Source organism: Rhodococcus sp. IEGM 1306 (assembly GCF_036541985.1).
In the GTDB taxonomy this organism is placed as follows: domain Bacteria; phylum Actinomycetota; class Actinomycetes; order Mycobacteriales; family Mycobacteriaceae; genus Rhodococcus_F; species Rhodococcus_F qingshengii.
On the sequence record NZ_JAZHFF010000014.1, the window covers coordinates 74,096 to 97,432 of the forward strand.

The following is a 23,337-nucleotide window of genomic DNA, read 5'->3' on the forward strand; positions in this document are numbered from 1 at the left end:
ACTTTTGTCGGAATTGTTGCAAATTGTCTGTACATCCAAGTCACACGTGACTACCGTCACTTATCATCACAAATCCGACTGGTCGGTTGCCTTCGAAGGAGAAATACATGTCCCGACGTCCAACGTCGCGTGCGCTTTCCGGCGCGCTCGCCACCGCAACTGTGCTCGCCACCGTCACAGCAGCGGGAACCTTGTCAGCAGGTATTGCCGGAGCCGCCCCAGCAGCGGACATTCCATTCGGCGGTTGGAGCTCCTGTCCGATCGACAATCCCGAGACCAGCACCTGCATGGACGTCACAGTCACCGGCGGCAACATGAAGATCGGCAAGCTCTCGGTCGGCATTCCCGCGGGGGCGATGCGCATCGCAGGCGGAGTTGCCTACCGAGAAAATCCGGAGGCCGAATTCGGATTCGACCAAGTATTCATCCCGCCGAACGACAACAGTCGAGGGATCTACGCCGAACCCATCGAGATCCCAGGCGGCGCACTCGGAATCGATCTACCCTTCAACAATCTCTTCGGACTGAACAAGGCCTCGGCCACCGTCGAGTCGACGTCTGCACTTCCCACCGTGGATGCATTTCAGCTTGGCGTGAAGCTACCCGTCAAACTGAAGATCGCGAACCCTCTCCTCGGCGGCAAATGCTACCTGGGCTCGGACAACAACCCTGTCCAGCTCAACTTGGATGTGACCGAATACGGCGCCCTCGAAGAGGTTCCAGGATTCCCGGATACTGCAGTGGTTCGAAACACCGGGCACACCGGACAGCCCTTCACGGTCCCGACAGCGTCCGGGTGCGGCCCGTTCGGCGTTCTGAATCCAATCGTCAACTGGCGCGCCGGGCTTCCATCGTCCACCACGTCCAACTCACTCACCACGACGAGCGACGTCTACAACATCGGCGCCGACAGCCTCAGGCCCCAGCCTGCCGGCTCACCTGAACCCGCCGCCGTCATCGCCGAACGTAACGCCAGGTAAGTAGTTCGGACTTCATTCATCTCCGGCTTCGGTGGCGTCGAGCAATGCACCGAGGGCGCGGTGAAGTTCGGCAAGCTCACGTCCACCGGCTTCCGTCAGCACGCGAGTATTCTCCGCATCCAATTCGCGGACAATGCCTTTGGCGAGCACGATGACTCGCCCTCCCTCGTCACTGAGATCGAGGCGAACGGCGCGCCCATCGCGGTCGTCGCGTTCGCTGACGACAAATCCCCCCTTCTCCAAAGCTCGCACGAGCTTGGATATGTAGATTCGCTGCAACCCTGTGTGCGTGGCGAGTTCCCGCTGGCTGGGCCTCTCCCCCGCACTCACCAAACCGTGCAGGGACGCAAGCACCGAATACTGGGCGTGAGTCAACCCGAGATGCGCAATCGCTCTGTCAACCCCCGCCCGCCAGCGCAAGGCAAGATGCCACACCAGCGAGCCAGTCGTCCATGTTTCTCGATCTTGCATGCATATAGAGTACATGGCTACTATCTCAATATAGAGTATATGGAAACTATTTGAGGAGTCGCAATGGCCGCAATTTCCGTGCTCGACTCGACCATGGCTTACAACTCGTGCGGCGCAGGCACCCCCTTCGTGCTGATCCACGGGAACCCCACATCGTCACACTTGTGGCGAAAGATACTGCCAGACATAGGAAATCTCGGCCATGCACTCGCTCCGGACCTCATCGGCATGGGGGCTTCCGGCAAACCGGCCATCGACTACGGTTTCCTCGACTCCGCCCGCTACCTCGATGCGTGGTTCGACGAGATGAAGATCGACGACGTCGTACTCGTCGGGCACGACTGGGGTGGAGCACTCGCTCTCGACTGGGCCGCCCGCCACCCCGATCGCGTCCGAGGTGTGGCCTTCTTCGAAACGATCCTCCGTCCGATGACCTGGGACGAACACTTCCCGGGAGACGCACGAGCGCGGGTTGAGGCGCTGAGGGCCCCGGGCACCGGCGAAACGAAGGTGCTCGACGAGAATTTCTTTCTCGAAATTGCGCTTCACAGAACGGTTCTCGGAGCTCTACCCGAAACAGATGCTGACGCCTATCGCGCCCCTTACCCGTCACCCGCGAGTCGACGACCCCTTCTCGCGTGGCCACGATCCTTCCCCATCGAAGGAACTCCCGCCGAAGTGACGGCACGCGTGTCGGCGTACAGCCAATGGCTTGCCACAAGCAGCGAGGTACCCAAACTCCTTCTCACCTTCAGCGGACCAGCCGAACTGCTCATGATCGGACCGGACGAAGTCGCGTGGTGCCGATCGAACATCACCAACCTCGAGGTGATTCAGTGCGGTCCCGCCGGGCATCTTGCCCCCGAGGATCAGCCAGGAGCAATCACCGCGGCGCTCACCGAATGGACACAGCGGCATCGTCTCAGCCCACGAGTGACGTAAGACCGACACCGACACCGACCCGCACAGCTAGCGTCCAGACCTCGCTCCGAAATGTGGGACCGACACCACCTCCGCCGGATTTGTCCGATATAACTATCTGGCGAGTACGCCGGTTGGGACGAGGTCGAGAACGAGGGGGCGTGTGTGGTGAACGAGGACGGGTTGGGGCGGACTTCCGAATCGGGGGCTCCACACCGAGTGGGTGGGTTTCTCTATCACCGCAACGGCGACCGTTGGGAGTGGTCAGCCGAAGTTGCGCGAATTCACGGTTACGAACCAGACCAGGTAGCTCCGACGACGGAATTGATGCTCTCGCACAAGCATCCGGACGATCGAAGACACGTTGCTCAGACACTGCATGCCATCCGCACTTCAGGCGGCCCGTTCAGCAGCCGACACCGCATCATCGACACTGCCGGAGACACTCACTCGGTAATCGTCGTCGGCGACAGCGTCGTGGACGAGTCAGGGGATGTGATCGGTAGCTCCGGCTTCTACATCGACGTCACCGAAACCCTCGACAGCACCGTGAAGGCATCCGTCGACGAACTGGTCAACGAAATCGCCACGTCCCGCGGAGTCATCGAGCAAGCCAAAGGCATGCTCATGGTGATCTACGGCATTTCAGCCGATCGTGCCTTCGATATTCTCGTGTGGCGTTCCCAAGAGACCAACGTGAAACTCAGGGATGTTGCCGAGCAGTTGATCGTTCGCGCGCTGGACGACTTCCGGGTCCCGACGCTTCTGCGTACCCGGTTCGATCACTTGCTGCTGCAGGGTTGAATCACTGATGGGTTGAGGGATCTGCACGGTTGAGGGATCTGCTTGAGGCGGTTCCCGTGGCTGGCTGCTCAACCTCGAGGAACCTCGCCCGCATTGATTCCGGGACGGTCCGATGCGGCCTATCCCCGTTGTTACCCAACACCGGGTAAAAGGAAACTACTCCTGGTCAGACTTTTTGTCGGAGGAGTCCTCGACCAGTTCAGGTGCTTGTTCTCGCGTTGCCATTCCGCCGTCGCCGCCCTTGTCCACGGGCCCTGGGTGCCCACCCTTGGGCGACTGGTCGTTGTCGTCTTTGTCGGTCATACGATTGTCCTCATCATCTCGCGTCCTCATCATCTCGTGGTCCAGGTCCTGGAGCCGGCGCAAAGACCGGGACCCAGCTCCATCTCAATCTAACGCGCTCAGGACTTCTCGCAACCCTCACCGATTTTGTTTGCATTTCAGTGCTTTCGGGCAGGTGAGTGCGAACAGCAGTTCCACGATGAGAGGTCGATTCCAGTGCGCGCAGTGACTTGGCAAGGCAAACGGAAAGTAAGCGTCGATACGGTTCCGGACCCCACGATCGTCGAACCCACCGACGCGATCATCAAGGTCACCACGACGAACATCTGCGGGTCCGATCTGCACCTGTACGAGACCTTGGGTGCGTTCATGAATGCGGGCGACATTCTCGGTCACGAACCGATGGGCATCGTCGAAGAAGTCGGGTCGGAGATCACGAACCTCGAGATAGGCGATCGCGTCGTGATCCCGTTCCAGATCTCGTGTGGCAACTGTTTCATGTGCGATTCGAGCCTCTACACACAGTGTGAGACGACTCAGGTCCGCGATCAGGGAACCGGCGCAGCGTTGTTCGGATTCTCCGAGCTGTACGGATCGGTGCCAGGTGGTCAGGCTGAATACCTACGAGTGCCGCAAGCACACTTCACACACATCAAAGTTCCCGAAGGTCCCGCGGATTCGCGCTTCGTCTACCTCTCCGATGTGCTGCCCACAGCCTGGCAGTCGGTCGAATACGCCGACATCCCGCCGGGTGGGTCCGTGACAATCCTGGGTCTCGGACCGATCGGTGACATGGCGGCTCGCATCGCCCACCACAAGGGATTTCGGGTAATCGGCGTGGACCGTGTACCCGAACGCCTTGCACGCCTTGCCGAACGTGGGATCGAAACCCTCAATCTCGACGACTACGGCAGCAAGATCGGCGACGCCGTCAGGGATGCGACGAACGGCCGCGGAACCGACTCGGTCATCGATGCTGTCGGCATGGAAGCGCACGGGTCTCCGATCGGAAAGCTCGCGCAGCAGTTCGTCGGACTTCTCCCCGATGTTCTAGCCGCGCCTGCGATGCGTAACGCAGGAATCGATCGCCTCGGTGCTGTCTATTCAGCCATCGACATCGTTCGGCGCGGTGGAACCGTTTCTCTGATCGGTGTTTACGGCGGCATGGTTGACCCACTGCCGCTGATGACCATGTTCGACAAGCAGATTCAGCTCAGGATGGGCCAGGCGAATGTCAAGAAGTGGGTAGACGACATCATGCCCCTGCTCACTGACGACGACCCACTCGGCGTCGACAGCTTTTCCACTCATCAGCTGCCGCTCGATCAGGCGCCACACGCCTACGAGATCTTCCAGAAGAAACAGGAAGGAGCGGTCAAGATCCAGCTGAAACCGCACCTGTAGTCCAACTCCGATCAGCTCGACGGGTTCATGCGCCGCTGCGCATCTTGTTCGCGAAACCACCGATCGCCATACTCACCTCACACACGCTCGACAGAAAGAAACTGAAACCGAAATGGCTCGCGTACTTACCGTCTCCGACAGCGTCGTCGTCAATGCCGACGCGCTCTCCCTCTACGAGCTCATCAGCGATCCCACTCGTATGGGTGCCTGGAGTCCCGAAAACTTGGGCGCGACCTTGCGAGGAGATCGCGAAAGCGCATTCCTGGGTATGGAGTTCGACGGACATAACAAACGTGGGCGCGCACAGTGGACCACGAGATGCACAGTCACCGCTGCCGACACCGGAAAGCTCTTCGAGTTCCGCGTTCACAAGATTGGCCTCTCCACGCCGCGGATTCCTGCCGCCATCGCAACCTGGCAGTTCCGATTCTCGCCGGTGCCCGGCGGAACGCGAGTTACCGAAACGTGGACCGACGACAGGCGCGGCTGGCCGGACCTTGCGGCCGAGTTGTTCGACAAGGTTGCCACCGGTGGAAAGACGTTCGCCGACTTTCAGCGCGGCAACATCCGCAAGACGCTGCTGAACTTCAAGAGCGTCGTTGAGCAGGAAGTATCCGGCGTCGAAGGCAGCACCGGCTGACCAACTGCAACCATATATGGCAGTTTCTGCCACTTTTGGTACAGTGCGGATATGGCAACAGCCCGCCGCACCGCACTACTTCTCCGCGTCTCGCAGAGTTGTGCTGCCGCTTTCGTCGAACGCGGCGACACTTCGACGACAATCGCCGAACTCGCCGAGCGTGCGGAAATCTCCGAGCGCACGTTCTACCGCTGCTTCGCCACCAAAGAGGAGAGCATCTGGCCGATGCTCGACGACGGCAACCGGAGCCTCGCCGCCGCACTCGGTGAGCAGCCACGCGATTCGGGACTTGCGCCGGCTGTCCGGAACGCCTTCGTCGCCTCGGTCGGCGAGTCTTTCGAGGCCATGACACGGTCACTGATGCCGATCATCTTCAGTGATGCTGCACTCCGGAGAGTCTGGGAGTCAGCGACTTTCGAGACGATGGAACTCATTCGCCCCGAAGTGGCCCGGCTGATCGATCGGCCGGAAACCTCGCTCGACACCACCGCAGCTGCGGGTCAGGCGACGCTCGCGGTGGTCGCAGCACTACGGGAAATGGCAGACCACCGAACCCCGGCGCCCGCGGCAATCAACCGCGCACTCGACGCGTTTTCGACGTCGTATCTCTCACATCCAACTGGTAAGGAACAATCATGACTCAGGATCTCTCCGGAAAAACCGTACTCGTCACCGGCGGCGCACGCGGCCTGGGTGAGGCGTTTGCGCGCGGCATCGTCGCGGGTAACGGCCGCGTCGTCATCGGCGACCTACTCGACGACGGCGGTCGAGCAGTAGCCGAATCTCTCGGCGACGCAGCGCGTTACGTTCATCTCGACGTCACCGACCCAGGGTCGTGGAAGTCTGCCGTCGAGTTCACCGTGTCCGAGTTCGGCGCCATCAACGGTCTGGTCAACAACGCCGGGATCTCCGCGTCCGGCCAGACGGTCGCCGATGAGCCCCTCGAAACGTTCCAGCGGATCATCCAGATCAACCTCGTGTCCGTACACACCGGCATCCACACGGTGGTCCCGTTCATGAAGGCAGCAGGCGGCGGATCCATCGTGAACATCTCCTCGGCTGCCGGCCTGATGGGCATGGCTCTGACCAGCGGGTACGGCGCGGCCAAGTGGGGCGTGCGTGGACTGAGCAAGATCGCTGCCGTCGAACTCGGTCGCGACAAGATCCGAGTCAACTCGGTTCACCCCGGCATGGTCCTGACACCCATGACTGCACCGACGGGCATCAGCCTCGAAGAAGGCGCATTCCCCAACAATCCGTATCGACGTGTCGGCCGCCCGGAAGAGTTGGTCGGTGCGGTCACCTACCTGCTCTCCGACGATGCTTCGTACACAACAGGTTCCGAGATCGCCGTCGACGGCGGTTGGACTGCGGGACCGTCGATCGAGTACATCGCCGGCCAGTAACGCAGAGTTCTGTTCGCTCCTCGTCTTCTGACACACTCCGGGAACCTCATATCGGTGTCAATATTTCCCTGATTGCATTCGCGGAGGGCAACTTTCGCAGTCGCTGCAGCGCTCGATGCAGGTCGAGTGACACCTCGTCCGTCGTACGGGCAAGCGATGTTGCGGTCGCCTCGGTGCCGAGGCCGACGATCAGACGCAGAACCAGGACATCGCGTTCGACAACCGGAAGGGCCGTTGGCGACGGAAGCGGCCCACCACTGAACCCGTTGGATGCCGCCCGAGCAATCGCGACGCTCGTTCTCGCATACAGCAACCGCAGGAAAGGCTGATTCAACTCCGATCCGTCGCGCACTGCCTCGAGAACGGCGAGGCACGAGGCATCCGCGGCGGAGTCGGAGACAGTCCGATCAAGCTCGGCGCGGCACCGCAGCACAACCATCGGACGAAACGCCGCGTACAAATTGGCCATGGCTTCATTGCTACCGCTCCGTGCCGCGGCGGCCAACACCTCGAGCGCGCCTTCCTGCAACATGGGCTTACATTCTCTCTGTCTCGAAACGAAATTCGTCGTGCAGACGACCGATCAGCTGGAACCGAACAGTCCGGCAAAGGGGTTCACTGTCGGCGCGGGTGCCGGACCTTGCCCGCCTTGCCATTGATTCTGGTTGCCCTGATTCCAGTCGTTGCCCTGATTCCAGTTATCACCCTGGTTCCAGTCGCCGTTTCCACCATGGTCCCAATCGTGCGAGTGATCGCCACCCTGATCTCCGTACCAACTGTTATCAGTCTGCGTTACATCATGATTCACCGTATCCGCCGAGGCCGGCGCGGCGAGCACGGCTATCGGTACCGTCAAGACCGCACCCGTCACTGCGAGCTTGGCCCAGAAGTGCTTCTTACGTTGTTCCGGTGTGAATAGTCGAGCCATGATCGATCCCTTCTCCGAAGATTTCTCCAGACTCTCTCTGGCTGTCCCGAACGGGGCACACACCAGTGAAGTCCTGCATCCTGGCCGTCCACTGGCACTACCCTGGCAGATGCCTGGCAGGACTTACTTCAAACCGAACGCCTTGCACTACAGAATGTTCCGGCACTGACGCGCTGCTCGCACCGCGCCCCAGTTCCGACCGTTCCGTTCCAGGCGGCAAGCGATCGCTCGGGCGTAAAGTCGAGAGAGTTCGGCTCAGTCACCCAGAGCGGAAGGACACCCAGGCAATGCGGAGCGATGGAGACACCTGGGACATCGTCAGTAGTGTCGGACTCACTGCGCTGGCAGTGGCGACGTTCCGCGCATTGGAAAGCACCCGCACGGACGCGATCATCGAGGACCAATTCGCATCGTGGTTCGTGGAAGCCGCAGCGGAGCCGCATTTCACAGCTCTTCTGAAAGATCCCGCGCTCCTCGACGACACCCCCTTCGGCGGTTTCATGGGGTTGCGAACCCGGTTCTTCGACGAATTCTTCTTGTCGTCAACCGAATCCGGAATCAAGCAGGCGGTAATCGTTGCGGCAGGGTTGGATTCGCGCGCCTATCGACTGGACTGGACCCCAGGATCGACAGTCTTCGAAGTAGATCAACCAAAGGTGCTGGAGTTCAAAGCCGAAGTGCTCACTGCGCGCGACGCCCAGCCGAAAATCGATCGACGCACAGTTCCTACCGATCTGCGCAACGATTGGCCGACTGCGCTCGAGAGCGCTGGTTTCGATCGGAACGACCCCACTGCCTGGTCGGCAGAAGGCCTGCTCGCGTACCTCCCCGGCGCTGCCCACGATGCATTGTTCGAGCGGATCGACGAACTCTCGGCGACCGGTAGTCGGTTGGCAGTGAACGACTTTCCGGCCGGTACGGACCCGAAGAAGCTGGCGGCCATCAGATCCAAGTACTTTGCCCAGAGTCCGTTCGGAGACCTGGACATTTCGCAACTGTTCTACAGCGACAAACGATCCGATCCGGGTCAGTGGTTGACTGAACACAATTGGACCGTCCGACGCTTCAACTCGGTCGAGTTGGCAGATCTGTATGATCGCCCGATTCCTGATCTCCCCGAAGAGATCGCCGCACTGTCGACGCAGCCCACTTTCCTGGCCGCAACCAAGAACTGAATCTCGCAGTCATCACGAAAGTTACTCGGGCGCAGCATTTCTCCCTATTGTCCAGCTTCAACATGCGCGTCACCACCACAAGGAGTTGACGGTACTCGAGGATGAACCGATTCAGTACTTCAGGCTGAGCATGTCCACACCTCAGACGGACGCGCGCCGAAGAGAACGCTGATGAAGTGAATCCATGAAACTCGAACACGCACGCAGGAAGGGTCGCCCGCTCACGCTGGTGGCACTTGCCTCCGCAGCGGTATTCGCCCTCGCTGCATGTACCTCCGGGTCCGATTCTGCACAAACCTCTGAGAACAGCACAACGAGCTCCGCCTCCGATACACCTGTGACAGTCACGATCCCCGACAGCTCCGTCGGCAAGCAGATCACCTGGCTTCTCGGTGCTTTCAACACGAGCACGCCATTGACCCAGGAAGAAATCGCCGAGCACTTCGGACCCACCGCACCCGTCGTCCTGACGCCTCCGGACTTCGACTCCATCCGAGCCGGACAGCCCTGGACACCAGTGAATTACACGGGAGGTGATACCGACGGCACCGTTTCCATCACCAGTGCCACCGGCGGCGCGTTCGACATCAACGTCGTCGTCGACGGCAACGGATTGGTCCTTGGAATGGCGATCACACCGGCCAAAGACGATCATGTGCCTGCCGCATCGTGGCAAGAGCTCGAAACAGCTGTCAAAGCACTTCCCGCGCCGACGAACTTGACCGTCACCGAAGTCACCGGCGGAAAGAACGCCGAGGTCTTCGGCGTCGGCGACACCTCACCGCAGCCCACAGGGTCAACGATCAAGCTGTACGTTCTCGGCGCAGTTGCGACGGCTGTCGAGAACGGGACACTCTCCTGGGATCAGAAGCTCACCGTCACCGACGACCTCAAGTCGATGCCAGGCGGGACCATGCAGGACCTGCCGTCCGGAACCGAAGTCACGGTCCGGGAAACCGCCGGCAAGATGATCTCGATCAGCGACAACACCGCCACCGACATGCTGATCGCTGCTGTCGGGCGCGAGCAGGTCGAAGCCGAGTTCACCCCGATGGGCATGGCGGATCCTTCGCTCAATATTCCGCTGAAGCCGACCCGCGCACTGTTCCAACTCGGCTGGGGCAACGATGGCGCACAACGTGTCGCCTGGCGCGACGGAACCCCGGACGAGCGTCGAGCAATACTGGCGGCACTACCCGGCGGCCTGGTGGACATTCCTGTGTCAGCATTCACCACCCCCGCATGGCCTTTCGACATCGACTGGTTCGCCTCGCCGGCGGACCTGCGTGCCGCGCTGGTCTCGTTACAACAGATGGCGAAGACCGAGACCGGCGCACCGGTTCGAGACATACTGGCCGAGGATCCAGCGCTCAGTGAGGAATCCGCGAAATGGTTCACCTACGGCGGATTCAAGGGCGGCAGCTCCATCGGCGTCCTTGCAGGTGCCTACTATGCCGAACACGCGGATCGCGCCTGGGTTGTCACCATGCAAACTCATAGTGACGAGGCTGCACTGGTTGCCGACCCGGCTCTGTACTTCGATCCGGTCGACGACGCGATGCTCTTGGTCCAGAAAGACGCGACCAGCTAGGAACCGATTGAGGTCGAGATTTCGCGGAAGTTCCCAGCGTGGCTTGCAGCGGAACAAAGACCGCTGCGCATCCGGTGACATCCGGATGCGCAGCGGCTTCGGTAAGTCTTAGCCCGTCGGCGTCTTAGCCCGTCGGCTCAGTCTCGTCCGACGAGAATCCGTCGAAGAATGCGATGACCTTCTGGAGAAGTGCCGCGATGTCGAAATCTTCCAAGCTACCCATTGCGTTCGTCCTTTCGTTTAACACTGAGGATGAAACGTGCATCTTGCAATTCCCAATGTAAAGCATCAATGGGATTATTTCTCGACCACGCAGCACTTCTGCCACAAAACTCCGCACAGCAAGATACGAGCAAATTGCCACAAATAACTGCTTCCACCCGCAGTATTTCCAGTCTTTGGAACCCGAGAAACTTCCCCAATTAACCGATGGGTAAATCTTGAGAAAAATTTCCGGGCGCGTCGATTCCGATAGATATCCCTGGCGAAACTCTTCATCGAAGACGGCGAGGTTGGCGAAGTTTCCACACTGTTGACACGCAGTTTTGCCAGCCTCAAAGAGGCGCCACCCACATACATAGTGGACATTCGACTGCGATAACGAACCGGTAGCAACACGATCCCAGGCACTTTCTCCCAAATTCTGACGTTCACCCATAACCACTGCATATTTCCGCTGATGAAACGCAATACCAGTCCAAAAGTCCGATAACTTTACCGGATACTGTGCACGGGATTAACTGGTCACATATCCACTGCCGCTCCGAGTGGCCACTCTCACCGAAACCTCACATCTGAATGTTGGACGTTAGTTTAGATGGGTTCACATTTCTCCGGGATCGGCGTGATAAATGCGGACTCCACGGATAAAACCGAGACAGCCCCACCGCACTCCGACAGGCACGATCCGCGACTCGACGACGTGCGGGCGGGCAGGCTCACACGAGGGTGAAATAGGGGGTGAAACATGCCAGGAGGTCTCGTTTTTCCGAGTCCGACACAGTACGTTTTCCCAGGCACGCCAGTCCCCAGATTCACACGGTGTGCAAGGGCTCGTTGACGCTTACGAGATGTTGGCAAGACCGACCACAGGCCCCGTTCTCCCGACGAGAACGGGGCTTCCTCGTGTCGGTTTCCTCCGTCGACCGACCGGGTAGACGCGAGCATGAGCGCCACCAGCTCGACCGGATCCACCGCTGGCCGCTACGAATCGACGACCCCGACCGTCGGCGTCGAAGAAGAATTCATCCTCGTCGACCCGACATCGTGGTTGCCCTCCACCGACAATGCCGCGGTCGCGGAAACCGCGTCGGCACTCGGTATGGATCTTCAGCTCGAATTGTCCCGGTGCCAGGTCGAGACCAACTCTCCGGTGTGCCAGAGCATCGGCGAACTCCGAACCCATTTGATCGACATGCGTCGGCGCGCAGCGAAAGCGGCCGAGTTGAAGGGCTGCAGGCTTTTGGCCGTCGGCGCACCGCTTTCCGGGCCTTCGCGTTTCGAGATTAGCGATGCGCCTCGTTACCGACAGATGGGTGAGCGCTTCGGCGCCCTCGCTGCCGAACAGAGCATCTGTGGTTGCCACATCCATGTTGGCGTCGCTGATCGAGCCGAAGCCGTGCAGGTCTGCAATCACGTGCGCATCTGGCTGCCCGCCTTGCTTGCTCTGAGCGCCAATTCCCGTGTCCACCAAGGATCCGACACAGAGTTCGCGAGTTGGCGGGCGATCCAATGGTCCAGGTGGCCCGTCGCCGGGCCGCCGCCGTACTTCGAGAGCGCTGCAGACTTCGACACCGTGGTAGCGCGGATGGTGGATTGCGGTGTGATGCTCGACGAGCGGATGGCCTACTGGGACGTCCGTCCGTCGTGCCATCTACCGACCGTCGAGATCCGGGTTTGCGACGTTCAACCGACAGCAGACGATGCAGCGCTACTGGCAACACTTGGACGGGCTCTGGTGGCAACTGCGTTAGGCGCGATAGACCGGGGCATCGAGGCTCCGAACATTTCCCTCGAGAACCTTCGTCTCGCAACCTGGGTGTCCGCGAAGGAAGGGGTCCTGGGAACGTCGATCGATCCTGTTACCACACAAAGAATTTCGGCCACCGAACTGTTGCGCCGACTCCTGATCCATGTCCGCGACTCACTCGACGAGACAGGCGAGTACGCGAGTGTGGAGTCGGCGCTGCGGAACAAGTCGGTCACCGGCAGCGGCAGCGACTGGCAACAGCGAACGCTTCGCCAGGTCTGCCTTCGGGAACTGATCGCACGTGCCGTTCAACGCACCACCCCGATCGAGCCGGCACGCATGGATACGCATGCGGGACCGGCTCCCGATCAGTAGTAATGCCGCCGACCGCCGACAGCGTGCCCGGCCGCGCCCAACGCGTACAGGATGATTCCGATCACCAGCAAGACGACACCAATCGTCCACAGGATCGGAATGTTCACCACGAAACCGATTATCAGCAGGATTACGCCGAGGATGATCATGACAAGCTCCTTCAGTGCGTTCACTCGGGCGGATACGCCCGCCTCGAGCCGCATACACCCCGGATACCCGTCGGCCGTGCGTTTCATACCCTCGCTGACCGGGTATTTCGCTGGGCACCATAATATTTGAAGAATCGAGCACGCCATGATGAGAATTGTGACTCTGATCGTTCTGATCTGGCTGATCGTCGGAGCCGTTGCGGCCGGCCAGCGCGGTTACTACAGCAGTTCGCCGACCAACTGTGCCGGCGTCGGGACCATCGCGCTCACCGTCATCGCGGGTCCGCTGAACTACTTCGGCGTCAATCCCAAAGTTACGGACTGCACGCTTCCTCAACCGACCGAGTGAACTGCCGATATGCAGCGCTAAACCGACTAGTCGTTACCCTGGAGGTGAGTCGACACACATCGAAGTGAGGGGCCACCATGACCACTGCGCCAGATCGCACCCGAATCGAGTTCCCGGACATCAGCTCGCGTGCGTGGGAACACCCTGCCGATCGGGCTGCATTGGTGACCCTCCGGACGCTTCGGGGGTTCGACACCGTGCTGCGGACGCTGTCCGGCTTACTCCAGGAACGCCAGCATCGCCTCATGTATCTCGCTACATCCGTGCGGGTCGACGAACGCCAGTTCAGCGACCTGAACGATCTGCGACGCGATTGCGTCGACATTCTGCAGGCCGACGAGACACCAGAGTTGTTCGTCCTCCAAACCCCGATGGTCAACGCCTTCACCATCGGTATGGACAAGCCGTTCATGGTGGTCACGACCGGCCTGCTGGACGTGATGAACTACGAGGAGCAGCGGTTCATCATCGGCCACGAACTCGGCCATGCGCTGTCCGGCCATGCGGTCTACCGCACCATCCTGATGCATTTGATGCGACTGGCCGGAACCATCGGTTGGTTACCCGTCGGCGGGTGGGCACTGCGCGCGATCATCGCCGCCCTCATGGAATGGCAGCGCAAATCCGAACTGTCCGGCGATCGCGCCGGATTGCTGTGCGGGCAGGACGTCCACACCGCGATTCGCGTCCAGATGAAATTGGCGGGCGGATCGCGAGTCAGTGAAATCGACATCGACGCATTCCTTGCCCAGGCTGCCGAGTACGACGCCAGCGGCGACCTCCGGGACGGCGTACTCAAGCTCCTCAACATCGAACTGCTCTCGCATCCGTTCTCGGTACTTCGCGCCGCAGAACTCAAGAAATGGGTGGACAGCGGAGACTATGCCGCGATCCTGCGCGGAAACTACCCGCGGCGAGGAGAGGACGACGGAGCGAAGATCAGCGACGAGTTCAAGAATGCAGCCAAGACCTACAAGCAGAACTTCGACGAGTCAGAGGACCCTCTGATCCGAATGGTGCGCGAGATCGGCAGCGGACTGGGCGGCGCGGTCGGCGCCGTCGGAAACGGCGTCGGCGACGTCGCGTCGGATATCAAGGAACGATTTACTCACTGGCGCAAGAGTTCCGACAGAACGAAGGGCACCGACGACGCCGAGTGAGCAGAATCGGGACCTGCCACCGAAGGCAGTCGGCGGCAGGTCCCGGGCTCTTGGCGTGAGAGTGATGCAGGCTTCCCTCTGCACCACCCTCACGTTCACAGACAGTACCAGCAGTCGAACAAACGTGCGAACTGAAAGCGGTCGTGTCGAATACCCGGTTGTCGGGTACGCGGCATAGGACCACTACAGAAGGGAGCCGACATGCATGCTGGGCGACTGAAGAAGGTCGGTTCGAGTGACGGCCCGTTTGCCTCCGTGTACTTCGAAGACGTCCGCAACCGGGAGGATGCGCGCGAGCGCTTCGAACTCGAATGGCGCTCGATGCGCAATCAACTCTCGAAACAGGGCGCGTCCGAAACGCTCATCGCACGACTGGACGAGGTGAAGGACAACCATCACGGAATCTCGGGACGCGCTGGGCGAGCGATAGTTGCCACACCCGAAGCAGTGCTGATCGACGATATTCTGCTCGAACCCGCCGGATCGACCATCGCAACCTTGGGCGAGCTGCCCTACTTGATTCCACTGATCGCACACGGATACGACACCGAGCCCTTCCTCATCGCCAAGGTCGACCACACCGGCGCGGACCTGTGCGTGCGCGATGCCCGCGGGCGTGACGTGTACGGCGAATCGGTCGACGGCGACGGCTTCCCGGTACACAAGGCGCACGTGGGCGGCCAGGAGCGGTACACCGACAGTCAAAGCCTCGTGGAGGAGAACATCCGGAAGAACCTGGCACAGGCTGTGGAGCGCGCGGCATCGCTCGCCCGCGAACACAAGGTCGCGCTGGTGGTCGTGATCGGAGAAGTACAGTCACGCAAAGCTTTTGCACAGCTCCTACCGTCGACGCTACGAGTGGTGGATGTCGAAAAGGGTTCACGTTCAGTGGGTTCGTCACCTGCTGAGGTGTCCAAGTCGATTCGTGAACTGATCGATACGCAGCGGCTGCGCAGGATGGACTCGGAAACCGAACGCTACGTCGCAGAGCAGGGACGGGACTCCGGTCTCTCCATCGACGGGACCGCGCGCGTCCTCGACGCTCTCGAACAGGGCAAGGTCGAGACACTGTTGCTCACCGATCCCGACGACAAGGAAGTCACCAGCGGAAAGTTGATCGGGCCCGCCGATCGCGTACTCCCCTACATCGCAATCGGGACCGGAACCGAACTGGTACAGATTGACGAACGCCTGGTTCTCGCCGACGGATACGGCGCGATCCTCCGGCATCCCTGAACATCAGGCAGCCTGATCGGATTCGGTGGGTGAGCACCTTCAGCGAGAGGCGTGCTTGCCCACCGAGTCCGGAAATCCGTCGGCAATTGCTGCGACAAGTTCCAGATATGCCCGCGCAGTGCGCTTGTTCAGCAATTTCAAGTCGATCGGACCGCCCTCGCCGAGGTGATCGTCGTAGGGCAAGGTCTTGACCGCGCGCACTCCCCGCTGAGCGAAAACGTCTTCGAGTTGATCGAGGTCGAGCGAAGACGAACCCGGCCTCGTCGAATTGATCGCCACGACCGACCTGCTCACCAGGTCTGCGTAGCCATGCTTGGTCAGCCAACTGAGCGTTGCAGCAGCGCTACGGGCACCGTCCTGTGCCGTCGGGCTGACGACAACCAACGCATCTGCTTCGTCGAGGATTCCGTACATGGCCGAGTGCATGATCCCTGTGCCGCAGTCGGTGATGACGATGTTGTAATGCACCTCGAGAATTCGCAGAGTATCGAGGTAGTCCTGTTCGTTGAACGACTCCGAGGTTTCCGGATCTGCTTCACTCGCAAGGATTTCGAGCCGGCTGTCGCCTTGAGACGTGTAGTAGCGAACATCGCTGTACGTGCGAATGTCGCCGTCGGCCAACAGATCACGAACGGTCAGATGATGTTCACGTCGTTCGCGATCCGCCAGGGTCCCCAGATCGGGGTTGGCGTCGATGGCCACGATGCGATCCCCACGGATCGACGCGAACGTCGAACCGACGGTCTTGGCCGCCGTGGTTTTTCCCACACCGCCCTTGAGCGAGATGAAGGCAATTTTGTACACACCGCGCACCGTGCGGTTGGCACGGCGCACGAGAGCTTGGTGCTCGAGTTCGGCAGCAGACTGCCCCGTGTTGATCCGCCCACCGGTGAGTTTGAACAACACACTGCCCAAACCGCGTTCAGGCGGACGCTTCGCTCGCTTGATGATGTCCAGGTCGTCGACGGACGTCATAGCCCTGGGCGTCGAGGTCCGAAAATCGGTCGGCTCTTCACGACGTTGCTGACGCATCCGCTGACTGGGCAACGGTTTTGCTGCGGGTTCGTCGAATTGCGGTGTGAAGGTGACGGTTCGAATCGACGTTGCGTAACCGTCGTCGGACGCGTCGAAAAGGCCGTCGCCCTGAGTTGTTCCGGAGTTGTTCCCCAAGACTCCGCCATTCGAACCGTTGTTATCGCTGCGCACCGTTTTCCTAGGTCGAGTTCGGAATCATTTCGGACATAGCCTCTCGGACGCTATCACTCTGGCGGGCTTGCCGTTCTCTGCTCAATACCGTCACGGCACAACAGACCGTTACACCCGCACTTCGATGACTTTGGTCCTCACACTGGTGCCATTCTCAGCAAATACGATCGTCGTAAGGATATGCGGCACATATATCTTCATCTGCCGACAAAAGCAGCCTTCCGCAATGTCAGGGCAAATCCCTTGGTAACAAACGAAAAAAGGGAGGGTGATCGCGCAAGCGACCTCCCTCCCTTCATGGACATGTGTTCAGCTGCTGCAGAATTCCGAGCTCCCGAGGCTCCCGAAAATCGTCGACAGATCCACACTTCCGAGCGAACTGCCCGTATCGCAGCCGTCGGCAGTAAGCGCGAAGTCGACACCGGTGACGTCAGCCGTACTCAGATTCACCGGAATTGCGGTTGGATCGGCGCCGCAACCGCTGCCGGGAATCACTTCGACGGAATAGCCATCCTTGGCCGGCTTGTACTGAAAGAAGTAGTCACCGGATCCATCCGTGATTGTCGTCGCGATTTGTGTGCCCGCATCGAGCAGATTCAACGTCACGTCGGAAGCACCGACTCCATCGACGCCCGGACACCCGGTGACAGTTCCGAAGATGCTGAACACTTTCACCATCTCGAAGTCGATCCCGGTTGCGTCGGATGTCGTCAGATCCACCGGCGTGCCGTTGGGTACGGATCCACATCCGGCGGGCGCGTAGGGACTGACGGTGTAATTGCCCGGAGGAACGTTCGCGATCGTGTACGCGCCACCCGCCCCGACAGTGGCCGACGAGATCTGCGTCGAACCGTCCCATACGACCATCCATATCCCGACCGGATCGCCAGAGTCGCTGCACGAGTTGACGAGGGTTCCCGACACCGAGCGTGTGACCGGGTCCGCCGAGGCCACCGAAGACAGGAAGAGACCGAACGCACCCACCAGGGCGAATATCGCAAAGAATCGACGCCTCATGAAACTCTCCTATGTGTTTGCCCTGCCGTCGACCCGTTGCCGGCGACCAGAGCCAAGTCAACACGGGAAAATGACCGTCATGTTTGTTTCGTCCACTCCTCGGCAAAGTTTGGCGAATCGGACAAATCGCCCTCTGGCACGGTCGTCGGTCGGCGACCACAACGATCCCGACCGATCACCTACTAAGCCCGGTAGTAGGCGCCTGTATCCTTTCGCGTATGACGCCGGGTCCGAAAGATGTCGCGCAGCTGCGCGGCGCTTTTGTGGGCGGCACCTCCGGCGCGGTGTCGGTCGCAGCCCACGCCCTCGGTGGCGGCGGCATGGCCCCGTCCGAAAGCGCCGTGGTGTTGTTGATCCTCGCGTGCGCGAGCGTCGGCGCGGTGGTCACGTCCATCGACACCCGCAGATCCCCCGCGCTCTTGCTTGCCCTCATGCTCGCAGCGGGTCAGGCCATCGGCCACGCGACATTGACGATCGCTTCAGATCATCAACACGGCTTGCTCCTGTCGCTTCCGATGCTTGCAGCGCACATCGCTGCGGTCGGAGTGTGCGCAGTACTGATCCGCGGCGCAGAACGCGGGTACGTCGTGGCGGCGTCGACGGTAGCGGCCATCGTCGCGGTGCTCCTACGGCCGTGGGCGCCTGAACCATCGCCGTTCACTGCGCGCACTCGATACCGCGCCAAAGTTGTTCTGCGTCAACTTCTCACTTCCGGGTTGGGCACTCGCGGCCCGCCGGCATTCGTGTAACTCACCTTCCCTTTCCTTTCACGCACGTGATTTCGTGCGCTACTTTGCTGTGCGCCTTTATTAACCGCCCGCGGTTAATAAAGGCGCACGGCGGGATCGAGTACACGCATGTCCGCACCCGAATTGGAGCGCGCACAGACGCGCGCGTCCAACGACAGTTCTCCCCCGAAGACGCAGGTTGGCGGCGCCAGACCACTGATACTGCGTCTGCATTTCTACGCCGGCATTCTCATCGGGCCGTTCATCCTCATCGCCGCGTTGAGCGGTGGCCTCTACGCGATGGCGCCCACCATCGAGAAGTTCGTCTACAGCGACTACCTCCAGACCGACACCACCGGACAGATCGCGTCTCTGAACGATCAGATCCGTTCCGCTCAGCAGTATCGACCTGACCTGACGGTCTCGGCAGTACGTCCGTCCCCTGCTGCCGGAACCACCACACGGGTCCTGTTCACCGATCCGTCACTGGGCGAATCGGAGAGACTCGCGGTCTTCGTCGATCCGGTGCTCGCACAGCCGGTCGGCGAATTGGCCGTGTACGGAAGCAGTGGTTCGCTGCCATTGCGCACCTGGATCTCCCAGCTGCATCGCCACCTTCATCTGGGCGAACCCGGCCGCCTCTACAGCGAATTGGCCGCGTCGTGGATGTGGGTGGTCGCACTCGGTGGCGTCTACCTGTGGTTCCGTCGATACCGCACCGCCAGGAACGCTCGTCTGCTCACGATCGACCGAGCGTCCACCGGACGAAGCCGGACCCTGAACTGGCACGGTGTCGTCGGCATCTGGATAGCAGTTGCATTGGTCTTCCTCTCGGCGACCGGCCTCACGTGGTCGACCTACGCCGGAGAGAACGTCAGCAATCTGAGAACTGCATTGAGTTGGACGACGCCCTCCGTCGTGAAAACTCTCGGCGACGCTCCCCCACCGGCGACAGGCGGGCACGAGGGCCACGACATGGCTCCCGCTGCCACCGGCACTCTGACCGATACCAACGTCGGACGCGTCGACACCGTTCTCGGAATCGCCAGATACAACGGGATCACCGGTCCGGTCGAAGTATCGATACCTGCCAATGCCGAGACAGCGTTCACCGTCGCCCAGACTCGTGAGCCCTGGGTGTACAGCAACAACACCATCGCCATCGACGGAGCGACACAAAAGGTCACCGACGAGTTGTGGTTCTCGGATTGGCCACTCGCAGCCAAACTTTCGGCCTGGGGAATCCAACTCCACATGGGCCTGCTGTTCGGCCTTGCCAACCAGATCGCACTCGCCGCACTGGCGCTCGCGCTGGTCAGCGTGGTCATTCGGGGTTACATCATGTGGTGGCGCCGACGCCCCACCCGTGGCTCCGACTGGGCAGTCGGCCGGGTTCCTGCCCGCGGCGGAATTCGCAACCCCTCCCCGATCAGCCTCGTTGCGCTCGTCGCGATCACGGCGCTGGTCGGCTGGTTCGTTCCGCTACTCGGCATCAGCCTGCTCGCATTCCTGCTGATCGACGTGTGCATTGCGGCGTTCAAACGCCGCGCCACTACCTGACAATCACGAATTACGGAGACACACATGACTGTTCGCACCAAGATATTCGCAGCTGTTGCATTGACCGCAGCTCTCGCGCTGACCGGCTGTTCTTCCAACTCCGACAAAGAAACCGAAGCTGCACAATCCATCACAGTTCAGGATCAATGGGTCAAGGCCGCGCCGGAAGGCATGAGTGCGGCGTTCGCCGAACTCGTCAACTCCAGTGACAAGGACGTACGCGTGGTCTCGGCCACCAGCCCCGCGTCGTCTCGACTCGAATTGCACGAGGTCGTGACCGGCGACGGCGGAACGATGACGATGCGCCCCAAGGACGGCGGTTTCCTGGTCCCTGCCAACGGTTCCGCCTCCCTTACCCCGGGCGGTGACCACCTGATGTTCATGGACCTGTCGGCGCCGCTGCTCCCGGGCGCCGAAACCGATCTCACCCTGATCTACGACGACGGCTCCAGCACCACGTTCACAGCTCAGATTCGCGACTTCTCCGGTAATCAGGAGAACTACGACCCGAATCACGGTGGCTGAGAACACGAACCCGCCCAGCCGAGCTCTCAGCCGGCGGCGCCTTCTCGGAGGAGGCGCCGCCGCGCTCGGCGTCGCGGGAATAACCTGGGGCGCAACCACAGTGGTCGAGCGCAGCGAACACGAGCAGCAAGCAGGCAAGCTCGTGGAACCGTTCTACGGAGTCCACCAAGCTGGGATCGCCACCACTCCACAAGCGCACGGCACGTTCATCGGGTTCGACCTCTTGCCTGGAACCGATCGAGCAGTCGTCGTCGGGATCATGAAGATGTGGTCCGAGGATGCGTCACGGCTGACCGCCGGCAGTCCGGCGTTGGCGGACACCGAACGGGAACTTGCCGTGGATCCGGCGCGCCTGACGGTGACCGTCGGTTACGGCCCCGGCCTGTTCACCAAGCTGGGATTGCAGTCACGTCAACCGGATTGGTTCGAGCCGTTGCCGAGCTACGCGATCGATCGACTCGACGAACGATGGGGCGGCTCGGATCTGCTGCTGCAGATCTGCGGCGACGATCCGGTGACCATTGCTCACGCCGTTCGAGTGCTGACCAAGAACGTCCGATCACTGACGACAATCCGATGGACGCAGAAAGGATTCCGGAACGCACGTGGCACCACGCCCGAAGGAACCACGATGCGTAATCTCATGGGCCAGGTGGACGGGACGGTCAATCCTGCTCCGGGAACAGTGGATTTCGATTCACTGATCTGGCACGACGGGACCGGGCAGTCGTGGCTCGCGGGCGGAACCTCGTTGGTACTACGACGCATTCGCATGGAAATGGATACCTGGGACGAACTCGATCGCTCGGGACGCGAACTCACCATGGGGCGCACGTTGTCCAATGGCGCTCCGCTCAACGGAACCGACGAATTCGACGAAGCGGACTTCACTCTCACGGACAAGTTCGGTATTCCGGTGATCCCTCCGGGATCACACATCGCGCGAGCCCATCAGACGCACGAGAAGGAGCAGTTTTTCCGCCGGGCGTACAACTACGACGACGCACCCGAGAGCGGGCAGACCTCGAACTCGGGGTTGATCTTCGCCGCGTTCCAACGGGACATCGCCGAGCAATATCTGCCGGTCCAACAGCGGTTGAGTGACTTCGACGCACTCAACGAGTGGACGACGCCGATCGGTTCTGCGGTGTATCTCATTCCGCCGGGGTGCACCGAGAACGATTACCTCGGAAGCGGTTTGCTCGGCTGACAACACTGGGTAACGATATTGTGGGGGCGGGATCCGAACGGATCCCGCCCCCACAATGCCCTCTACCTGAAGCTTTTGCGTTACTTGGACTTACGAGGCCCCGGCATAACCGCACCCGGACGAGCGGTAGTCAACCTCGTGACCCAACCGCTGGCGGGCCACTTCTTCAGGCCGACGTTGTGCGGGGTGACCTCGGTTCCGACGTACTTGGCAGCAAGCTCGTCGTCGACGGTTCCGTTGAACCGCCACAGTTGGCTTCCGTCGGCATTGCGGGTGGACACCTCCCATGACTGAGCGCGGAAGGCACCACGAATGATGCTGTCGGCAAAGACCAGAACGGGAATGCCGATCTCGGCACGGACAGCCGCACCGGCAGACCACTCGGCCCGTGCGAGTTCGTAAATCTCTTCCGGCGTTGCTCCCGGACGGGCGGAGGCCGGTACGTGGAGGACGATGCTCGGCGTCGGGAGTTCCGGCGCGGGATCGGCCGAGTATCGCAACGCGAGTTCCTCGACGCGGGTCGCACGGGCGTCCTTGTCCGAGGTATCGCCCGCGAGGTTGGTCAGGCCGTCTCCCGCGTCGGTAATCCGCAAGGCTTCCACGATGCCGCGGACGACCTCTCCGGTAGTGGCAGCCGAATCGGTGGCGGCGGAAACAGATCGGAGGAGTACGAAGTGCTCCACTGCCGAACCTGCGTCGTAGATTTCACGGATCCGAGCGATCTTGGCTGCCGTCACAGCAGCATTCGACTCGGCCGGGCCGTCCGCTCCTTCGAGATTCGCGAGTTCACCGAGCGCTTCGAACACCGGCGCGAACACCTGGTTTCCCGTGCCGTGCCCGACATGGAATACCTGGTCGTTACGTGGGTCACGCAGCGCAAAGACATACTGCCCCAACCGCTTCCCGACCTTTTCGGTGAACGGCTGCGGAGCCGGCTTCCTGACGACGACCTCGGTGGACAGAGTGCGCATCACGGCCAGACGCAGTGCGTCGGGCACGCTGGCAGAACCGGCAGCACCGGAAAAGATTGCCGCCGAGGCAGCGCTGATCGAGGTGAACGTGCGGCCGACTTGCTTCTCGAGAGATGCAGAGACCGTACCGACCGCAGTCAGTTTTGCATCGAGGGTGCCGTCACCCTCGACAAGGAACTCCTTGATCAACGGAGCAACGAGCAGGGTGGAGCCGATAGCGCGAGGAACTGTCCAGACAATAGCCATGACACGAGCCTAGGCGATCACTTCGAGACGCGAG

Annotated in this window: 25 protein-coding genes; 17 read left to right on the forward strand and 8 right to left on the reverse strand. The window is 60.9% G+C overall.

The annotated features are described in order from the left end of the window. The first annotated feature begins 107 nt into the window (after positions 1–107). Complete coding sequence (locus V3587_RS27560) at positions 108–980, forward strand: hypothetical protein (RefSeq protein WP_283377453.1); 873 nt, start codon at positions 108–110, stop codon at positions 978–980. A 12-nt stretch (positions 981–992) separates the two neighbouring features. Here the strand turns inward: V3587_RS27560 and V3587_RS27565 are convergent, their stop codons facing one another. Continuing rightward, positions 993–1,451: a MarR family winged helix-turn-helix transcriptional regulator gene (locus V3587_RS27565; protein WP_172436599.1), complete on the reverse strand. Its 459-nt coding sequence runs from the start codon at positions 1,449–1,451 to the stop codon at positions 993–995. A gap of 63 nt (positions 1,452–1,514) precedes the next feature. Between V3587_RS27565 and V3587_RS27570 the strand changes: the two genes are divergently transcribed. Both V3587_RS27570 and V3587_RS27575 read left to right on the forward strand, forming a co-directional pair. Further along, the gene (locus V3587_RS27570; protein ID WP_283377452.1) at positions 1,515–2,393 is read left to right on the forward strand and encodes a haloalkane dehalogenase; all 879 of its coding nucleotides are present in this window, start codon (positions 1,515–1,517) and stop codon (positions 2,391–2,393) included. Positions 2,394–2,537: 144 nt separating this feature from the next. Further along, a complete protein-coding gene (locus tag V3587_RS27575) occupies positions 2,538–3,176 on the forward strand; it encodes a PAS and ANTAR domain-containing protein (protein WP_166813324.1) in 639 nt (212 codons plus the stop codon). A gap of 156 nt (positions 3,177–3,332) precedes the next feature. Here V3587_RS27575 and V3587_RS27580 read toward each other — a convergent pair whose 3' ends face one another. Beyond that, positions 3,333–3,479, reverse strand: a complete 147-nt coding sequence (locus tag V3587_RS27580) for a hypothetical protein (protein WP_166813326.1) — start codon at positions 3,477–3,479, stop codon at positions 3,333–3,335. A 195-nt stretch (positions 3,480–3,674) separates the two neighbouring features. Here V3587_RS27580 and V3587_RS27585 point away from each other — a divergent pair, with 195 nt between their 5' ends. From V3587_RS27585 to V3587_RS27600, 4 genes are all read left to right on the forward strand, one after another. Next, the gene (locus V3587_RS27585; RefSeq protein ID WP_283377451.1) at positions 3,675–4,862 is read left to right on the forward strand and encodes a zinc-dependent alcohol dehydrogenase; all 1,188 of its coding nucleotides are present in this window, start codon (positions 3,675–3,677) and stop codon (positions 4,860–4,862) included. A 112-nt stretch (positions 4,863–4,974) separates the two neighbouring features. Beyond that, on the forward strand, positions 4,975–5,502 hold the full coding sequence (locus V3587_RS27590) for an SRPBCC family protein (protein ID WP_283377450.1): 528 nt from the start codon (positions 4,975–4,977) through the stop codon (positions 5,500–5,502). 51 nt (positions 5,503–5,553) lie between these two features. Then, on the forward strand, positions 5,554–6,141 hold the full coding sequence (locus tag V3587_RS27595; protein WP_166813330.1) for a TetR/AcrR family transcriptional regulator: 588 nt from the start codon (positions 5,554–5,556) through the stop codon (positions 6,139–6,141). Beyond that, entirely contained in the window at positions 6,138–6,908 is a 771-nt protein-coding gene (locus tag V3587_RS27600) for an SDR family oxidoreductase (protein ID WP_283377449.1), read from the forward strand. The genes V3587_RS27595 and V3587_RS27600 overlap by 4 nt, the downstream gene beginning before the upstream one ends. A 46-nt stretch (positions 6,909–6,954) precedes the next feature. Here the strand turns inward: V3587_RS27600 and V3587_RS27605 are convergent, their stop codons facing one another. Further along, the gene (locus V3587_RS27605; protein WP_283377448.1) at positions 6,955–7,440 is read right to left on the reverse strand and encodes an RNA polymerase subunit sigma; all 486 of its coding nucleotides are present in this window, start codon (positions 7,438–7,440) and stop codon (positions 6,955–6,957) included. Positions 7,441–7,491: 51 nt separating this feature from the next. Continuing rightward, positions 7,492–7,836 (reverse strand): hypothetical protein, encoded by a 345-nt coding sequence (locus V3587_RS27610; protein WP_283377447.1) that lies wholly within the window; start codon positions 7,834–7,836, stop codon positions 7,492–7,494. A 287-nt stretch (positions 7,837–8,123) separates the two neighbouring features. On the opposite strand from V3587_RS27610, the gene V3587_RS27615 reads away from it, so the two are divergent. From V3587_RS27615 to V3587_RS27625, 3 genes are all read left to right on the forward strand, one after another. Beyond that, positions 8,124–9,011: an SAM-dependent methyltransferase gene (locus V3587_RS27615; protein ID WP_283377446.1), complete on the forward strand. Its 888-nt coding sequence runs from the start codon at positions 8,124–8,126 to the stop codon at positions 9,009–9,011. 337 nt (positions 9,012–9,348) lie between these two features. Beyond that, positions 9,349–10,602, forward strand: coding sequence for a serine hydrolase (locus tag V3587_RS27620; protein ID WP_283377445.1), 1,254 nt, complete (start codon positions 9,349–9,351; stop codon positions 10,600–10,602). Positions 10,603–11,767: 1,165 nt separating this feature from the next. Beyond that, positions 11,768–12,946: a carboxylate-amine ligase gene (locus tag V3587_RS27625; RefSeq protein WP_283377444.1), complete on the forward strand. Its 1,179-nt coding sequence runs from the start codon at positions 11,768–11,770 to the stop codon at positions 12,944–12,946. Here V3587_RS27625 and V3587_RS27630 read toward each other — a convergent pair. Then, positions 12,940–13,095 (reverse strand): DUF6131 family protein, encoded by a 156-nt coding sequence (locus tag V3587_RS27630; RefSeq protein ID WP_095971469.1) that lies wholly within the window; start codon positions 13,093–13,095, stop codon positions 12,940–12,942. The two genes, V3587_RS27625 and V3587_RS27630, sit on opposite strands and share 7 nt — an antisense overlap. A 145-nt stretch (positions 13,096–13,240) precedes the next feature. Here V3587_RS27630 and V3587_RS27635 point away from each other — a divergent pair, with 145 nt between their 5' ends. The 3 genes from V3587_RS27635 to V3587_RS27645 all read left to right on the forward strand — a co-directional run bounded on the left by V3587_RS27635 (position 13,241) and on the right by V3587_RS27645 (position 15,840). Beyond that, positions 13,241–13,444, forward strand: a complete 204-nt coding sequence (locus V3587_RS27635) for a hypothetical protein (RefSeq protein ID WP_003945456.1) — start codon at positions 13,241–13,243, stop codon at positions 13,442–13,444. A 77-nt stretch (positions 13,445–13,521) separates the two neighbouring features. Next, positions 13,522–14,604, forward strand: coding sequence for a M48 family metallopeptidase (locus tag V3587_RS27640; protein WP_095971333.1), 1,083 nt, complete (start codon positions 13,522–13,524; stop codon positions 14,602–14,604). A gap of 201 nt (positions 14,605–14,805) precedes the next feature. After that, the gene (locus tag V3587_RS27645) at positions 14,806–15,840 is read left to right on the forward strand and encodes a baeRF2 domain-containing protein (protein WP_124568701.1); all 1,035 of its coding nucleotides are present in this window, start codon (positions 14,806–14,808) and stop codon (positions 15,838–15,840) included. A 39-nt stretch (positions 15,841–15,879) separates the two neighbouring features. Here the strand turns inward: V3587_RS27645 and V3587_RS27650 are convergent, their stop codons facing one another. Beyond that, complete coding sequence (locus tag V3587_RS27650; protein WP_124568702.1) at positions 15,880–17,046, reverse strand: MinD/ParA family ATP-binding protein; 1,167 nt, start codon at positions 17,044–17,046, stop codon at positions 15,880–15,882. A gap of 309 nt (positions 17,047–17,355) precedes the next feature. Then, on the reverse strand, positions 17,356–18,063 hold the full coding sequence (locus V3587_RS27655; protein ID WP_283377443.1) for a hypothetical protein: 708 nt from the start codon (positions 18,061–18,063) through the stop codon (positions 17,356–17,358). 218 nt (positions 18,064–18,281) lie between these two features. On the opposite strand from V3587_RS27655, the gene V3587_RS27660 reads away from it, so the two are divergent. From V3587_RS27660 to V3587_RS27675, 4 genes are all read left to right on the forward strand, one after another. Beyond that, positions 18,282–18,812 carry a hypothetical protein gene (locus V3587_RS27660; protein WP_029254615.1) on the forward strand — a complete coding sequence of 177 codons (531 nt, stop codon included), beginning with the start codon at positions 18,282–18,284 and terminating at the stop codon, positions 18,810–18,812. Positions 18,813–18,920: 108 nt separating this feature from the next. Continuing rightward, positions 18,921–20,351, forward strand: a complete 1,431-nt coding sequence (locus V3587_RS27665; protein ID WP_283377442.1) for a PepSY-associated TM helix domain-containing protein — start codon at positions 18,921–18,923, stop codon at positions 20,349–20,351. Between the two features lie 24 nt (positions 20,352–20,375). Next, on the forward strand, positions 20,376–20,876 hold the full coding sequence (locus tag V3587_RS27670) for a copper chaperone PCu(A)C (protein ID WP_019747182.1): 501 nt from the start codon (positions 20,376–20,378) through the stop codon (positions 20,874–20,876). Then, positions 20,869–22,086 (forward strand): Dyp-type peroxidase, encoded by a 1,218-nt coding sequence (locus V3587_RS27675; RefSeq protein WP_283377441.1) that lies wholly within the window; start codon positions 20,869–20,871, stop codon positions 22,084–22,086. Before V3587_RS27670 ends, V3587_RS27675 begins: the two co-directional genes overlap by 8 nt. A gap of 80 nt (positions 22,087–22,166) precedes the next feature. Here the strand turns inward: V3587_RS27675 and V3587_RS27680 are convergent, their stop codons facing one another. Beyond that, positions 22,167–23,303: a GIY-YIG nuclease family protein gene (locus tag V3587_RS27680; protein ID WP_095971339.1), complete on the reverse strand. Its 1,137-nt coding sequence runs from the start codon at positions 23,301–23,303 to the stop codon at positions 22,167–22,169. Positions 23,304–23,337 lie beyond the last annotated feature (34 nt).

Excerpts from the sequence above, each read along its gene's own strand:
- V3587_RS27595 (WP_166813330.1), top strand. The coding sequence starts at position 5,554 with ATGGCAACAGCCCGCCGCACCGCACTACTTCTCCGCGTCTCGCAGAGT.
- V3587_RS27615 (WP_283377446.1), top strand. The coding sequence starts at position 8,124 with ATGCGGAGCGATGGAGACACCTGGGACATCGTCAGTAGTGTCGGACTC.
- V3587_RS27640 (WP_095971333.1), top strand. The coding sequence starts at position 13,522 with ATGACCACTGCGCCAGATCGCACCCGAATCGAGTTCCCGGACATCAGC.
- V3587_RS27605 (WP_283377448.1), bottom strand. The coding sequence starts at position 7,440 with ATGTTGCAGGAAGGCGCGCTCGAGGTGTTGGCCGCCGCGGCACGGAGC.
- V3587_RS27630 (WP_095971469.1), bottom strand. The coding sequence starts at position 13,095 with ATGATCATCCTCGGCGTAATCCTGCTGATAATCGGTTTCGTGGTGAAC.
- V3587_RS27660 (WP_029254615.1), top strand. The coding sequence starts at position 18,282 with ATGACGCCGGGTCCGAAAGATGTCGCGCAGCTGCGCGGCGCTTTTGTG.
- V3587_RS27670 (WP_019747182.1), top strand. The coding sequence starts at position 20,376 with ATGACTGTTCGCACCAAGATATTCGCAGCTGTTGCATTGACCGCAGCT.
- V3587_RS27560 (WP_283377453.1), top strand. The coding sequence starts at position 108 with ATGTCCCGACGTCCAACGTCGCGTGCGCTTTCCGGCGCGCTCGCCACC.
- V3587_RS27680 (WP_095971339.1), bottom strand. The coding sequence starts at position 23,303 with ATGGCTATTGTCTGGACAGTTCCTCGCGCTATCGGCTCCACCCTGCTC.
- V3587_RS27600 (WP_283377449.1), top strand. The coding sequence starts at position 6,138 with ATGACTCAGGATCTCTCCGGAAAAACCGTACTCGTCACCGGCGGCGCA.
- V3587_RS27645 (WP_124568701.1), top strand. The coding sequence starts at position 14,806 with ATGCATGCTGGGCGACTGAAGAAGGTCGGTTCGAGTGACGGCCCGTTT.
- V3587_RS27665 (WP_283377442.1), top strand. The coding sequence starts at position 18,921 with ATGTCCGCACCCGAATTGGAGCGCGCACAGACGCGCGCGTCCAACGAC.
- V3587_RS27655 (WP_283377443.1), bottom strand. The coding sequence starts at position 18,063 with ATGAGGCGTCGATTCTTTGCGATATTCGCCCTGGTGGGTGCGTTCGGT.
- V3587_RS27610 (WP_283377447.1), bottom strand. The coding sequence starts at position 7,836 with ATGGCTCGACTATTCACACCGGAACAACGTAAGAAGCACTTCTGGGCC.
- V3587_RS27580 (WP_166813326.1), bottom strand. The coding sequence starts at position 3,479 with ATGACCGACAAAGACGACAACGACCAGTCGCCCAAGGGTGGGCACCCA.
- V3587_RS27570 (WP_283377452.1), top strand. The coding sequence starts at position 1,515 with ATGGCCGCAATTTCCGTGCTCGACTCGACCATGGCTTACAACTCGTGC.
- V3587_RS27565 (WP_172436599.1), bottom strand. The coding sequence starts at position 1,451 with ATGCAAGATCGAGAAACATGGACGACTGGCTCGCTGGTGTGGCATCTT.
- V3587_RS27635 (WP_003945456.1), top strand. The coding sequence starts at position 13,241 with ATGATGAGAATTGTGACTCTGATCGTTCTGATCTGGCTGATCGTCGGA.
- V3587_RS27590 (WP_283377450.1), top strand. The coding sequence starts at position 4,975 with ATGGCTCGCGTACTTACCGTCTCCGACAGCGTCGTCGTCAATGCCGAC.
- V3587_RS27625 (WP_283377444.1), top strand. The coding sequence starts at position 11,768 with ATGAGCGCCACCAGCTCGACCGGATCCACCGCTGGCCGCTACGAATCG.